The organism is Kosakonia sp. S42, from assembly GCF_016624785.1.
In the GTDB taxonomy this organism is placed as follows: domain Bacteria; phylum Pseudomonadota; class Gammaproteobacteria; order Enterobacterales; family Enterobacteriaceae; genus Kosakonia; species Kosakonia cowanii.
Window position 1 is genome coordinate 31,516 of record NZ_JACVTW010000018.1, and the last position, 13,145, is coordinate 44,660.

The window sequence follows — 13,145 nt, forward strand, 5'->3', positions numbered from 1 at the left end:
CTGACGCATTCTCATTTACCTCCGTTGCAGCGGCATCTGCGCTCACTGCAACGGAATAAGTGAGAATGACCTCACCTGCTTTGCACCGATTTATCGCTGCGGCAAATAACGCAGCGGGTTTACGGATTTCCCCTTGTAACGAATTTCAAAATGCAAGCGTGTAGAGCTGGTTCCGGTGCTACCCATAGTCGCTATTTTTTGCCCCGCCTTCACTTCTTGTTGTTCCCGGACCAGCATTGTGTCGTTATGGGCGTAGGCGCTCAGGTAATCATCGTTGTGTTTTATGATGATAAGATTACCGTAACCGCGCAGTGCGTTACCGGCATATACTACGCGTCCATCTGCGGTCGCGATGATAGCCTGTCCTTTACTGCCTGCGATATCGACACCCTTGTTACCACCCTCGGTGGCAGAGAAGTTATCGATAACATTGCCTTCAGTTGGCCAGCGCCAGGTTGAAATCGGCGAGCTGGTTGTTGTACTGCTGACAGTCGGTTCGGTTGTTGTACTAACGGAAGGTGCCGTAACAGGCGCTGTGACAGGTGTCGCAGGCTTGTTGTTCGGCAACATTTTATTAGCACTTTGTTCACCTGAAGTCTCAGAATACGTAATTGTCGGTTTCGAAGCAACCACCGCGGTTGAATTTTGCGCAGTTTTTGAGACTATTCCTTGTTCCGATGCATCAGCCTGCGTTATTGCATTTCCGCCTGTGATAGGTGTACCAGATGCATTCCCTACCTGCAACGTCTGGCCGACGTTCAAACCATACGGCGCAGCCACGTTGTTGCGCTGTGCAAGGTCACGGAAATCGTTGCCGGTGATCCAGGCAATATAGAAGAGGGTATCGCCCCGTTTTACGGTATAGGTGCTGCCGCCAGTGTAGCTCCCTTTCGGGATATTGCCGTATTTGCGGTTATAGACAATGTGACCATCTACCGTCTGTACCGGCTGTGCCTGGACAGGTTGAGACTGCATTGGCTGCACCGGCTGTACGGGTTGAACAGGCTGTACCGGTTGGACTTGCTGCATTTGCGGCTGCTGTGCGTTAGTGCTCATGGCAGGCGGCGGCGTAATGAGCATGCCTGAGTTGTCGCTGCCGCTGGCGCTTCCGCCTACGGAACTGACCGGTGCCGGAGTATTGTTGGAATTTGAACACCCTGCCAGCCAAAGCGAAACCAATGACAATGCCGCGACACGGCGTACGGTGAATTTCGGGCTTCCCGCGCTCATTTTTCCCCCAATATTATGTAAATTACCAATGACTTAAAGATAACCGCGAAGCTCGACGGCAAATTTGCCCACAATACGCTGTTATGGCCCGAAATACCCAGGATAAATCTGTAACTCAGGCCAACTCACCGCGTACCAGCGGAACAAAGCGCACGGCTTCAACGGTATCGATAATAAATTCGCTTCCCCGCCGACGAACCCGCTTCAACTGCTGGAGTTCGTCGCCCACGGGCAAAACGAGAATGCCGCCGTCATCCAGCTGCGACATCAGCGCGGCGGGAATTTCAGGCGGAGCGGCTGTCACAATAATAGCGTCAAATGGCGCGCGTGCTTGCCATCCTTGCCAGCCATCACCGTGACGCGTGGAGACATTGTGCAGATCGAGCTGCTTGAGGCGGCGGCGCGCCTGCCATTGCAGCCCTTTAATCCGCTCAACGGAGCAGACATGGTGCACCAGATGCGCGAGGATCGCCGTCTGGTAACCGGAACCGGTGCCAATCTCCAGCACGCGCGAATCGGGCGTCAGCTCAAGCAGCTCGGTCATGCGCGCGACCATATAGGGTTGGGAGATGGTTTGCCCCTGACCAATCGGCAGGGCGACGTTTTCCCACGCTTTGTGTTCAAACGCCTCATCGATAAATTTCTCGCGCGGCACCCGCGACAGCGCCTCAAGCACCTGTTCATCTTTGATGCCCTGCGCGCGTAGCTGATTGAGAAGATCCTGGATGCGTTTGCTTACCATTGCGTATTCACCCCAGCGCGATCCAACCAACCTGATACCACCTCTTGTGCACTGTAGGCGGTCAAATCTACGTGCAGCGGCGTAACGGAAACATAACCCTCATCAACGGCGGCGAAGTCGGTATCGGGACCGGCATCGCACTTCTCCCCCGGCGGGCCAATCCAGTAGAGGGTGTTGCCGCGCGGATCCTGCTGCGGGATCACCTGGTCAGCAGGATGGCGGCTGCCGCAGCGCGTCACGCGAATGCCCTTGATCTCACTCAGCGGCAGATCCGGGACGTTGATATTCAAAATGCGCCCGGTGCGCAGCGGCTCGCGGCTCAGCCCACGCAGGATGGCGCAGGTGACCGCAGCGGCGGTTTCATAGTGGGTGTGACCATTAAGAGAGACGGCGAGCGCCGGAAAGCCGAGATGACGGCCCTCCATCGCGGCAGCAACGGTGCCGGAGTAAATAACATCATCGCCGAGGTTCGGCCCGGCGTTGATGCCTGAAACCACCACATCCGGGCGCGGGCGCATTAATGCGTTCACGCCGAGAAAGACGCAGTCCGTCGGCGTGCCCATCTGCACGGCGATGTCGCCGTTATCGAAGGTAAAAGTACGAAGCGAAGATTCGAGCGTCAGCGAATTAGACGCACCGCTGCGGTTACGATCGGGAGCCACGACCTGAACGTCGGCAAACTCCCTAAGAGCACGGGCCAGCGTCTGGATACCCGGCGCGTGGATCCCGTCATCGTTACTCAGCAATATTCGCATAATCACCCGATGTGTTGATAAGTTCCCTGACCACACTGGTGGCAAAACTCCCCGCCGGTAGCCAGAAACGTACCTCGACGGTGGCGTCATCCCACCAGTTCCAGCTGAGCGCCTGCGGATAGAGCAACATCGCACGGCGCGCAGCGTCCACTTTTTCTCTCACCAGCAGCGTCTGTAACTCTGGCGCATCAGCAACTGCCTGCTGCTCAAACTCCAGCGCCGCGTCCTGTGTTCCCCACTCGCCGCGCCCTGGCAGCGGCGCGGTAATCATCAGTGCTTTCGCATCGACACGCGCCTGTAACTCGTCGCGCTCCTCAGTGGTCGCCACGAACCAGCTGCCGCGACCCGCTAATTGTAGCGCATCGCCGACAACAACCTGATTGAAGTCTGGTCTCTTCAGCCGCTCGCTGACCACCTGATTAAACAACGCGCTGCGCGCGGCGGACAACCAAAAACTGCGTTTGTTACGATCGCGAACCGGCGCATCGCTTTGCGCCCAGCGCAGCGCGCCTTGCAGGTTGCTACCGCCAATGCCAAAACGCTGTGCGCCAAAATAGTTGGGTACGCCCTGTTCTGCGATAGCCTTTAAGCGTGATTCAACCTCTGCGCGGTCACTCACCTCCCGCAGCACCAGCGTAAAGGCGTTGCCTTTCAGCGCGCCGAGACGCAGTTTGCGTTTATGGCGGGCATACTCCAGCACTTTGCAGCCTTCGAGCGTGAACTGGCTGAGATCCGGCATACCATTACCCGGTACGCGGGCACAAAGCCACTGTTCCGTTACGGCATGCTTATCTTTTTGACCGGCAAAGCTCACTTCACGCACATGAATTTTAAGGAATTTCGCTAAAGCGTCAGCAACAAAACGCGTATTGCAGCCATTTTTCAGAATTCGTACCAGAATATGCTCACCTTCGCCGTCTGGCTCGAAGCCCAGATCCTCTACCACGACGAAATCCTCCGGGCTGGCCTTCAGGATGCCATTGCCGCCAGGCTTACCGTGCAGGAAGGTGAGATTATCAAATTCCGTCATTTCGCCGCCTTCACTAACAGCGCCACCGCTTCACAAGCAATGCCTTCGCCGCGCCCGGTGAAACCGAGCTTCTCGGTCGTGGTGGCTTTGACGTTGACGTCATCCATATGGCAACCGAGATCTTCGGCGATAAAGACGCGCATCTGCGGAATATGCGGCAACATTTTCGGTGCCTGCGCAATGATGGTCACATCCACGTTGCCAAGCGTATAGCCTTTGGCCTGAATGCGTCGCCACGCTTCGCGCAGCAGCTCGCGGCTGTCTGCGCCTTTAAAAGCCGCGTCGGTATCCGGGAAGAGCTTACCAATATCCCCCAGCGCCGCAGCGCCGAGCAGCGCATCGGTTAACGCATGCAGGGCGACATCGCCGTCGGAGTGCGCCAGCAGCCCCTGTTCATAGGGAATGCGCACGCCGCCAATAATAATCGGGCCAGCGCCGCCAAAGGCGTGTACGTCAAAACCGTGTCCAATGCGCATTATGCTTTCTCCTGAAGGTCTGCATGGGTCAGATAAAATTCTGCGAGTCGTAAATCTTCGGGTCGGGTCACTTTAATATTATCCGCACGCCCGGCGACCAGCTCGGGATGATAGCCGCAATACTCCAGCGCCGAGGCTTCATCGGTGATGGTAGCGCCTTCATCTAACGCGCGGGTTAAGCAGTCGTGGAGTAACGCCAGCGGGAAAAACTGCGGCGTCAGGGCGTGCCATAGATCATTGCGCTCAACGGTGTGTGTGATAGCGGTTTGGCCCGGCTCGGCGCGTTTCATGGTGTCACGCACCGGCGCGGCGAGGATCCCCCCAACCCGGCTGGTCTCACGCAGGGCGAGCAGCCGGTTGAGATCGTCCTGGTGCAGGCAGGGGCGTGCGGCGTCATGCACCAGCACCCACTGCGCACCGGCAGCGGCCTTCAGGCCTGCCAGCACCGAGTCGGCACGTTCCGCGCCGCCGTTTACCACCGTAATCTGCGGATGGTTGGCAAGAGGAAGCTGCGCGAAGCGTTCATCGCCCGCGCTGACGGCAATAATCACCCGGCTGACGCACGGGTGGGCGAGCAGCGCGGCGACCGCGTGCTCAAGGATGGTTTTATCGCCGATGGAGAGATACTGCTTTGGACATTCCGTTTGCATGCGGCGGCCGAATCCGGCGGCCGGCACCACGGCACAGACGTCCGGAATGAGTGTTGCCATTCGTTAACCCGGGACTGTTTATGGTCTAGTTTGCGTATTCTGCGTGTTTTGTGTGTTCTGCGCTGAGCCCGCCGCGCGCTTTGACGCGTCCGGCACCAGACGATAGAAGGTTTCGCCCGGTTTTGTCATTGTCAGCTCATTACGAGCACGCTCCTCGATCGCTTCCTGGCCGCCATTGAGATCGTCAATTTCGGCAAACAGCTGATCGTTGCGCGCTTTTAGTTTTGCGTTTGTCGCCTGCTGAGCCGCCACATCTTCGCTGACGCGGCCGTAGTCATGCAGACCATTTTTGCCGAACCACAGCGAGTATTGCAGCCAGACCAGCAAAGCCAGCAAAAGCAGCGTTAATTTACCCATCCTGCCCCCTGAAAAACGGCATCATCATCCCATAACTTTTCGTCAGACTCCACTTCGGGGCCGGGTGATACCGCGCAAGCGCCAGACTTTATCATAAATGTTGAGCAATCCGAACCCGGACACATTGCCTTAACAGGCGTTACACCTTGAAGTATGGCGCGCCTTAGCCCACCAGCCAGAGGAAAAGGAGGCCAAACATCGCCGCCACGCTGAGCAGCGTCGCCACACAGCTGTAACGCAGTCTACCGTCGAGCAGCGAGTGCAGGGCAATTCCCACCACCACCGAGACCGGCATCAGGGCGAGAAAAAAGGGCCAGGTATAGAGAAGAAAAAAGAGCGTGTTGGAGCCGTATAAAAGAAAAGGGATTGCCAGCGCCAGCAGCCATGCGACAAAACCCACGATGGCACCCGGAAGCGACCATGTGGGTTCGTCGGCGGTCGGGGGAAGAGACGATGACCGCGGGAGGGTAATGTTATGACTGTTACGCATATCTGATCCTGTTGCCTGCACGACCGGTAAACGCGATACACACCTGTTCAGACGGCGCGAAAAGCAAACTCGCTAAAGCCTGAAGAGTGGGTGTATCGCCAGTACCGTCTCAGGATCTGATAATATCTTCCTGCCGCAGCAGGTCTAATAATTGGCTGACCAAATTTGTTACCAATTGTTCGCCATCGAGGTGCACTTCCGCCGCTTCTGGCGCTTCGTATACCGAATCAATGCCGGTGAAATTACGCAGCTCACCGGCGCGGGCTTTCTTGTATAACCCCTTCGGATCGCGCGCTTCGCAAATCGCCAGTGGCGTATCGACAAACACCTCAATAAAGCGCCCCTCGCCGAGGCGTTCACGCACCATCTGCCGCTCGGCGCGATGGGGCGAGATAAAGGCGGTCAATACCACCAGCCCCGATTCAACCATCAGCTTCGCCACTTCGCCGACCCGGCGAATGTTCTCTTTACGATCCGCGTCGCTAAAGCCTAAATCGCTGCACAGGCCGTGGCGCACGTTATCGCCATCAAGCAGATAGGTGCTGACGCCCGCGCGGTGTAGCGCCTCTTCCAGCGCCCCCGCCACGGTCGATTTACCGGAGCCGGAAAGCCCGGTAAACCAGAGCACAACCCCACGGTGACCGTGGAGCTGTTCGCGCTGCTGCGGCGTTACCGGATGGGCATGCCAGACGACGTTTTCGTCATGCTGCGCCATTATTTGCCTCCCAGCAGATCGCGCGCGCCCCAGTGCGGGAAGTGTTTACGCACCAGCTGGTTCAGCTCCAGTTCAAAGGCGCTGAACTCCGACGGCACAACCTGCGTATCGGTGTGCACTTCACGCACCATGCCTGCGCCAACGGTGACGTTGCTCAGGCGATCGATAAAGATCATCCCGCCGGTCACCGGGTTCTGCTGATAAGGATCGAGGGTCAGCGGCTCATCAAAGGTGACGTCAACCAGCCCGATACCGTTCAGCGGCAGGCTTTCCACTTCGCGCTGGTTCAGGTTGTTGATATCCACCTGGTACTGCACGGCGTCGATGCGCGCGCGGGTTTTCTTGCCCGCTACTTTGACCTCAAAACTCTGGCCCGCCTGCAACGGCTGCTCTGCCATCCACACCACATCCAGCGAGGCGCGCTGCACCGACGGCAGTGTCTCCTGCGCATCGAGGATCAGATCGCCGCGGCTGATATCAATCTCATCTTTCAGCACGAGGGTAATCGCTTCGCCCGCGCCCGCTTCCTGCAGATCGCCATCAAAGGTCACGATACGTGCGATGGTTGACTCCACGCCCGACGGCAGCACTTTGATGCGCTGCCCGACCTTGACCACGCCGGAGGCCAGCGTGCCGGAGAAACCGCGGAAATCGAGGTTCGGACGGTTAACATACTGCACCGGGAAGCGCATCGGCTGGCTCTCTACCACGCGTTTGATTTCAACGGTTTCGAGCATCTCCAGCAGCGTCGGGCCGCTGTACCACGCCATTTTGTCGCTCTGGCTGGCAACGTTGTCGCCCTCCAGCGCTGAGAGCGGGACAAAGCGGATATCGAGATCGCCCGGCAACTGCTCCGCAAAAGTGAGGTAATCCTGGCGAATAGAATCGAAGGTCGCTTCGCTGAACTCCACCAGATCCATCTTGTTCACCGCCACCACCAGGTGTTTGATGCCAAGCAGCGTGGAGATAAAGCTGTGGCGGCGGGTCTGATCCAGCACGCCTTTGCGCGCATCGATCAGCAGGATCGCCAGATCGCAGGTGGAGGCACCGGTCGCCATATTGCGGGTGTACTGCTCATGCCCCGGCGTGTCGGCAATAATAAATTTGCGCTTCTCGGTGGAGAAGTAACGATACGCCACGTCAATGGTAATGCCCTGCTCGCGCTCGGCCTGCAGGCCATCCACCAGCAGCGCAAGATCGAGTTTCTCGCCCTGGGTGCCGTGACGTTTGCTGTCATTGTGCAGCGTTGAGAGCTGATCTTCGTAGATCTGGCGAGTGTCGTGCAGCAGGCGGCCGATCAGCGTGCTCTTGCCGTCATCGACGCTGCCGCAGGTAAGAAAACGCAGCAGGCTTTTGTGTTGCTGGGCATGCAGGTACGCTTCGACGCCGCCTTCATCCGCAATTTGTTGTGCAATAGTGGTGTTCATGGCGGCTCCTTAGAAATAACCCTGGCGTTTTTTCAGCTCCATCGAGCCGGCCTGGTCGCGGTCGATCACGCGTCCCTGACGCTCGCTGGTGGTTGAGATCAGCATCTCTTCGATGATCTCCGGCAGCGTCTGCGCGTGGGACTCCACCGCGCCGGTCAGCGGCCAGCAGCCGAGGGTACGGAAACGCACCATGCGTTTTTCAATCACTTCGCCCGGCTGCAGATCGATACGGTCATCGTCGATCATCATCAGCATGCCGTCGCGCTCCAGTACCGGTCGCTCGGCGGCCAGATAGAGCGGCACGATCTCAATATTTTCCAGGAAGATGTACTGCCAGATATCCAGCTCGGTCCAGTTGGAGAGCGGGAAAACGCGGATGCTTTCGCCTTTGTTAATCTGGCCGTTGTAGTTATGCCACAGCTCCGGACGCTGGTTTTTCGGGTCCCAGCGGTGAAAACGGTCGCGGAAGGAGTAGATACGCTCTTTGGCGCGCGACTTCTCTTCGTCACGGCGCGCGCCGCCAAATGCGGCGTCAAAACCATACTTGTTCAGCGCCTGCTTGAGCCCTTCGGTCTTCATAATGTCGGTGTGTTTCGCACTGCCGTGCACGAACGGGTTGATACCCATCGCCACCCCTTCCGGGTTTTTATGCACCAGCAGCTCACAGCCGTAGGCTTTGGCGGTACGGTCACGGAATTCATACATCTCGCGGAATTTCCAGCCGGTATCGACATGCAGCAGCGGAAACGGCAGCGTGCCCGGATAGAAGGCTTTACGCGCCAAGTGCAGCATCACGCTGGAGTCTTTGCCGATGGAGTACATCATCACCGGATTGGCAAACTCGGCGGCCACTTCGCGAATGATATGGATGCTTTCCGCCTCCAGTTGTCGCAGGTGAGTGAGTCGTTTTTCGTCCATATCCCTTCCTTAAGCCAGATTAATCACGGAAGCGTCAAACGCCGCCGTGGCTGTCGTTTGCTGGAACCAGGCCAGTTCGCGATGAAGCGCAACCACTTCACCCACCACTAACAGGGCGGGCATCGGCGCGCCTGTAGCCAGTTCCTCAAGTTGTTCTAATGTGCCGGTAGTAATCTGTTGATCGGCGCGCGTGCCGCGGGAGATCACCGCCACCGGCGTGGTGCGCTCGCGGCCGTGGGCAATCAGCTGTGCGCTGATCTCGGCCGCTTTCATGGTGCCCATATAGATCGCCAGCGTCTGGCGGCTTTGCGCCAGCTGCGACCAGTCGAACGGCGCGCTGTCGGCTTTGTAGTGGCCGGTCACGAAGGTGACGCTCTGGGCGAAATCCCGGTGCGTCAGCGGAATACCGGCATACGCCGTCGCGCCCGATGCCGCAGTGACGCCCGGCACCACCTGGAACGGAATGCCCGCTTCAGCCGCCGCCTGTAGTTCTTCGCCACCGCGACCGAAGATAAAGGGATCGCCGCCTTTCAGGCGCACCACGGTTTTCCCCTCCTGCGCCGCTTCTACAAGCATGCGATTGGTTTCGTGCTGCGGCACGGCATGCACGCCCGCCCGTTTACCAACGCAGATCTTCTCCGCGTCGCGGCGGGTTAACTCCAGCACCGCATCGCTCACCAGATGGTCGTAAAAGACCACATCGGCCTGCTGGATCACCTGCAAACCGCGCAGGGTGAGCAAGCCCGCATCGCCCGGCCCGGCACCGACGAGGATGATCTCGCCGCTGGCCGATCCCGGCTGTTGTAACTCCGCTTCCAGCGCCCGCTCTGCCGCAGGCTCATCGCCTGCCGCCATGAGGCTGGCGAAACGCCCGCGAAAGGCGCTTTCCCAGAAGCGACGGCGATCGTCGGTGGTGCGGCGAAACGCTTTGATGCGCGTGCGCCAGCGCCCGGCCACCGCCGCCATCCGCCCGAGATTACCCGGCAGTAGCGCCTCAATCTTTTCACGCAGCAGCCGCGCCAGCACCGGGGCGTTACCGCCGGAGGAGATGGCGACGATCAGCGGCGAACGGTCAACAATAGAGGGGAAAATAAAGGAGCAGAGCGGCTGATCGTCCACCACGTTAACCAGCCGATGGCGCGCGTTGGCGCCGTCAAATACCCGGCGATTAAGCGCAGCATCATTGGTTGCCGCAATCACCAGAAACACCGCATCAAGCTGCGACTCATCAAATTCCGTGGCGATCCAGTGAACGGCCTGCTCATCGGCAAGCTGTTGCAGTTGCGGATCGAGTCGTCTGGCCACTATCTGTACGTGCGCGCCCGCACGGCGCAAAAAGGTGATTTTGCGCGCGGCAATTTCACCGCCGCCAATCACTAAAACAGGGCGGTCTTTTACAGCAGCAAACAGAGGCAGGTAATCCACAACGTTGTAACTCACTCACAGCCAGCAATAGGGGGACTATAGGGGGCGCGTTAGAACGAATGAAATTACGAATTGGAATGAGTAGTTCCGCAAAAGAATAAAGAGCTGGGAAAGCTCATACCAAAAAGTGCTTAAGGTGAGATTTTTCGCATGGTTAACGACAAATGAAATTGTGCAAACTCTGTCACAGTTTCATACTAAGCCCGTTTAAAATCTTGCTGCATAAAGGACTCACTATGTTTTCCGCATTGCGCCTCCGTACCGCTGCCCTGGCGCTCGGCGTATGCTTTATCCTTCCGGTTGCTGCCCGCTCTTCCCAACCCGGTGACATGGCAAATGAACAGGCGCGACATATCGCCAGCCTCTTTCCCGGCCGCATGACCGGCACGCCGGCCGAAATGCTCAGCGCGGACTATCTCCAGCAGCAGTTTTCCCAGATGGGTTATCAGAGCGATATCCGTAAGTTCAAAACCCGCTACCGCTACAGCACTAAAGATAATCAGCAGAGCTGGCAGAATGTGACCGGCAGTTCGGTGATCGCCGCCCATGAAGGGCGCGTGCCGCAGCAGATTATTGTGATGGCGCATCTTGATACCTACGCGCCGCAGAGCGATGCCGATGTTGATAACAACCTCGGCGGTTTAACGTTGCAGGGCATAGATGACAATGCCGCGGCGCTTGGCGTGATGCTTGAACTGGCGCAGGCGCTGAAAACGACGCCGACGGAGTACACCGTGCGCTTTGTCGCCACCAGCGGCGAAGAGGAGGGTCAGCTTGGTGCGGGGAGCTTTCTTGATCGCATGAGCGAGAAAGAGCGTAAAAACACCCTGCTGGTGATTAACCTCAATAACCTGATCGTTGGCGACAAACTCTATTTTACCAGCGGCAAAAACACCCCGGCCTCGGTGCGCAAACTAACGCGCGACCGCGCGCTGGCGATTGCCCGCTCGCACGGCATTCAGGCGTTAAGCGCCCCGGCGGGCGCGGAGAAGCGCAGCCCCTGCTGCCATGACGCGCAGGTGTTTGATAATGCGATGATCCCGGTGCTGTCGGTGGAAGCCGCCAACTGGTCTCTGGGGAATAAAGATGGCACCCAGCAGCGGGCAAAATCGAAGGCGTTTCCGGATGGCGTGAGCTATCACCGCGCGCGGCTTGATAACCAGCTCTATATCGATAAGGCGCTGCCGGGGCGAATTGAACACCGCAGCCGCGACGTGATGCGGATTATGCTGCCGTTGGTTAAAGAGCTAGCCAGGGCGGGAAATAAAAAATAAGCCTGCAGGTTTTAATTGCAGGCTATCTGAACAGGAGCAGTGCGCGAGGGTTTGAGCACCGCTCCGTTTAGAAGGATTAACGCTCGTCCCTGCGTCCACCCACTGCCGCCCACATTCTGCGGATATGAACCGTCACCTCTTCACGATCGTGATAGAGCTGACGCGCCTGGATCTGCGCGGCGATGCCGTGCTCATCCAGCTGCTGCTGGATATAGGCGAGATTGTTGGAGACCTCTTCATAGCGCTTCTTCATCGGCAGCTTGAGGTTAAAGATGGTTTCACGACACCACCCTTCTGTTAACCACTGCGCCATCAGCGCCGCCACTTTGGCCGGTTTTTCAACCATATCGCACACCATCCAGGAGATGTTGCTGCGCGTCGGACGATAGCGGAAACCATCTTCGCGCAGCCAGGTCACCTGGCCGGTATCCATCAGGCTCTGCGCCATCGGGCCGTTATCCACGGACGAGACCCACATGTTGCGCTTCACCAGTTGGTAGGTCCAGCCGCCAGGGCAGGCACCAAGGTCGACGGCATACATGCCGTTCGCCAGACGTTCGTCCCACTCATCGGCAGGAATAAAGACGTGAAACGCCTCCTCCAGCTTCAGCGTCGAGCGGCTCGGCGCATCGGACGGGAACTTCAGGCGCGGAATGCCCATATAGAAAGGCGAGTTGTTATAAGAGTAGGAGTAGCCGGTGTAGCAGCAGCCTGGGGCAATAAAGAAGATATGCACCACCGGGCGGGTCGCCGAGTCGCTGCGCGCGAGGATGCCCGCTTCACGCAGCGCACCGCGCAGCGGCACGGTGAACTTACGGCAGAACTTCATCAGCTCTTTGCTTTCGTTGGTGTCGGCCACTTCAACGCGCAGATCGCCGCCCTTCTCCACCACGCCCTGCAGCATGCCGACGATCGGCGTAATGCGATCGTCCGGCGGCAGGTCACGCAGCAGTTCCCCGACGACAAACATCTGGCGGGCAAAAATCAGCGAGCTGAACGGCAGTTCGCGCGCCAGTTTGTCGGCATCTTCTTGCTGATAGCACTCAAAAATGACATAGCCCGCGTTCTCTTTGACGCGGGCGAAACCGAACACGTTCTGGCGTCCGGCTTTATCGTTAATTTCGGCTGCGCACTCTTTCTCAAAACCCGGGCGGCACAGCAATACCACTTTATTCATGAACAACGCCCCTACGTTTCAGACGAATTGCGCCAATTAACATTAATGCCCAGCCGATTAAGAAGCAGACGCCGCCGACCGGGGTAACAAACGCCCACAGGCGTAAATGGGAGAGCGCGAGGCAGTAAAGACTACCGCTGAACAGCACGGTGCCGAGCGCCAGGAACACGCTGCTCCAGTAAAACCAGATGCTGATGCGGCGCTGCATCGCCACCGCAAGACCGAACACCGCTAAGGTGTGGAACGCCTGATACTCAAGGCCGGTCTGGATCCAGCTCATCTCGGTGACGCCGAGTGACTTGCTTAACACGTGCGCGCCGAATGCGCCCAACGCGACAAAGATAAAACCGCTTATTGCGGCGAAAATCAGCATAAAACGGCTGGTCATGTTACTTCCCCAAGAGTCATACGCGCCCTGC

The 13,145-nt window shown here is 58.0% G+C and carries 15 protein-coding genes; 1 reads left to right on the forward strand and 14 read right to left on the reverse strand.

Annotated features, from left to right (window positions below; genetic code table 11):
* Positions 1-90 precede the first annotated feature (90 nt).
* The 12 genes from nlpD to cysG all read right to left on the reverse strand — a co-directional run bounded on the left by nlpD (position 91) and on the right by cysG (position 10,266).
* The gene (nlpD, locus tag IAE50_RS17785; RefSeq protein WP_234467222.1) at positions 91-1,185 is read right to left on the reverse strand and encodes a murein hydrolase activator NlpD; all 1,095 of its coding nucleotides are present in this window, start codon (positions 1,183-1,185) and stop codon (positions 91-93) included.
* Positions 1,186-1,345: 160 nt separating this feature from the next.
* A complete protein-coding gene (locus IAE50_RS17790) occupies positions 1,346-1,972 on the reverse strand; it encodes a protein-L-isoaspartate(D-aspartate) O-methyltransferase (RefSeq protein WP_023481101.1) in 627 nt (208 codons plus the stop codon).
* Positions 1,966-2,727 (reverse strand): 5'/3'-nucleotidase SurE, encoded by a 762-nt coding sequence (surE, locus tag IAE50_RS17795; protein ID WP_023481097.1) that lies wholly within the window; start codon positions 2,725-2,727, stop codon positions 1,966-1,968. Before surE ends, IAE50_RS17790 begins: the two co-directional genes overlap by 7 nt.
* Positions 2,708-3,757, reverse strand: coding sequence for a tRNA pseudouridine(13) synthase TruD (gene truD, locus IAE50_RS17800; protein WP_200580856.1), 1,050 nt, complete (start codon positions 3,755-3,757; stop codon positions 2,708-2,710). Before truD ends, surE begins: the two co-directional genes overlap by 20 nt.
* Entirely contained in the window at positions 3,754-4,233 is a 480-nt protein-coding gene (ispF, locus tag IAE50_RS17805) for a 2-C-methyl-D-erythritol 2,4-cyclodiphosphate synthase (protein ID WP_094421901.1), read from the reverse strand. The genes truD and ispF overlap by 4 nt, the downstream gene beginning before the upstream one ends.
* Entirely contained in the window at positions 4,233-4,943 is a 711-nt protein-coding gene (gene ispD / locus IAE50_RS17810) for a 2-C-methyl-D-erythritol 4-phosphate cytidylyltransferase (RefSeq protein WP_200580857.1), read from the reverse strand. The genes ispF and ispD overlap by 1 nt, the downstream gene beginning before the upstream one ends.
* Before the next feature lie 18 nt (positions 4,944-4,961).
* Positions 4,962-5,300: a cell division protein FtsB gene (ftsB, locus tag IAE50_RS17815; RefSeq protein WP_023481120.1), complete on the reverse strand. Its 339-nt coding sequence runs from the start codon at positions 5,298-5,300 to the stop codon at positions 4,962-4,964.
* A gap of 163 nt (positions 5,301-5,463) precedes the next feature.
* Positions 5,464-5,790: a DUF3561 family protein gene (locus IAE50_RS17820; RefSeq protein ID WP_023481103.1), complete on the reverse strand. Its 327-nt coding sequence runs from the start codon at positions 5,788-5,790 to the stop codon at positions 5,464-5,466.
* A 109-nt stretch (positions 5,791-5,899) separates the two neighbouring features.
* Positions 5,900-6,505, reverse strand: coding sequence for an adenylyl-sulfate kinase (gene cysC / locus IAE50_RS17825; protein WP_042713713.1), 606 nt, complete (start codon positions 6,503-6,505; stop codon positions 5,900-5,902).
* Positions 6,505-7,932 (reverse strand): sulfate adenylyltransferase subunit CysN, encoded by a 1,428-nt coding sequence (gene cysN / locus IAE50_RS17830; protein WP_200580858.1) that lies wholly within the window; start codon positions 7,930-7,932, stop codon positions 6,505-6,507. Before cysN ends, cysC begins: the two co-directional genes overlap by 1 nt.
* A gap of 9 nt (positions 7,933-7,941) precedes the next feature.
* On the reverse strand, positions 7,942-8,850 hold the full coding sequence (gene cysD / locus IAE50_RS17835) for a sulfate adenylyltransferase subunit CysD (protein ID WP_023481127.1): 909 nt from the start codon (positions 8,848-8,850) through the stop codon (positions 7,942-7,944).
* 9 nt (positions 8,851-8,859) lie between these two features.
* Complete coding sequence (gene cysG, locus IAE50_RS17840) at positions 8,860-10,266, reverse strand: siroheme synthase CysG (RefSeq protein WP_200580870.1); 1,407 nt, start codon at positions 10,264-10,266, stop codon at positions 8,860-8,862.
* 245 nt (positions 10,267-10,511) lie between these two features.
* Between cysG and IAE50_RS17845 the strand changes: the two genes are divergently transcribed.
* Positions 10,512-11,549: an aminopeptidase gene (locus IAE50_RS17845; RefSeq protein ID WP_042713717.1), complete on the forward strand. Its 1,038-nt coding sequence runs from the start codon at positions 10,512-10,514 to the stop codon at positions 11,547-11,549.
* 76 nt (positions 11,550-11,625) lie between these two features.
* Here the strand turns inward: IAE50_RS17845 and rlmM are convergent, their stop codons facing one another.
* Complete coding sequence (gene rlmM / locus IAE50_RS17850) at positions 11,626-12,726, reverse strand: 23S rRNA (cytidine(2498)-2'-O)-methyltransferase RlmM (protein WP_200580859.1); 1,101 nt, start codon at positions 12,724-12,726, stop codon at positions 11,626-11,628.
* Complete coding sequence (locus tag IAE50_RS17855) at positions 12,719-13,114, reverse strand: DUF423 domain-containing protein (RefSeq protein ID WP_023481135.1); 396 nt, start codon at positions 13,112-13,114, stop codon at positions 12,719-12,721. Before IAE50_RS17855 ends, rlmM begins: the two co-directional genes overlap by 8 nt.
* Positions 13,115-13,145: the final 31 nt, after the last annotated feature.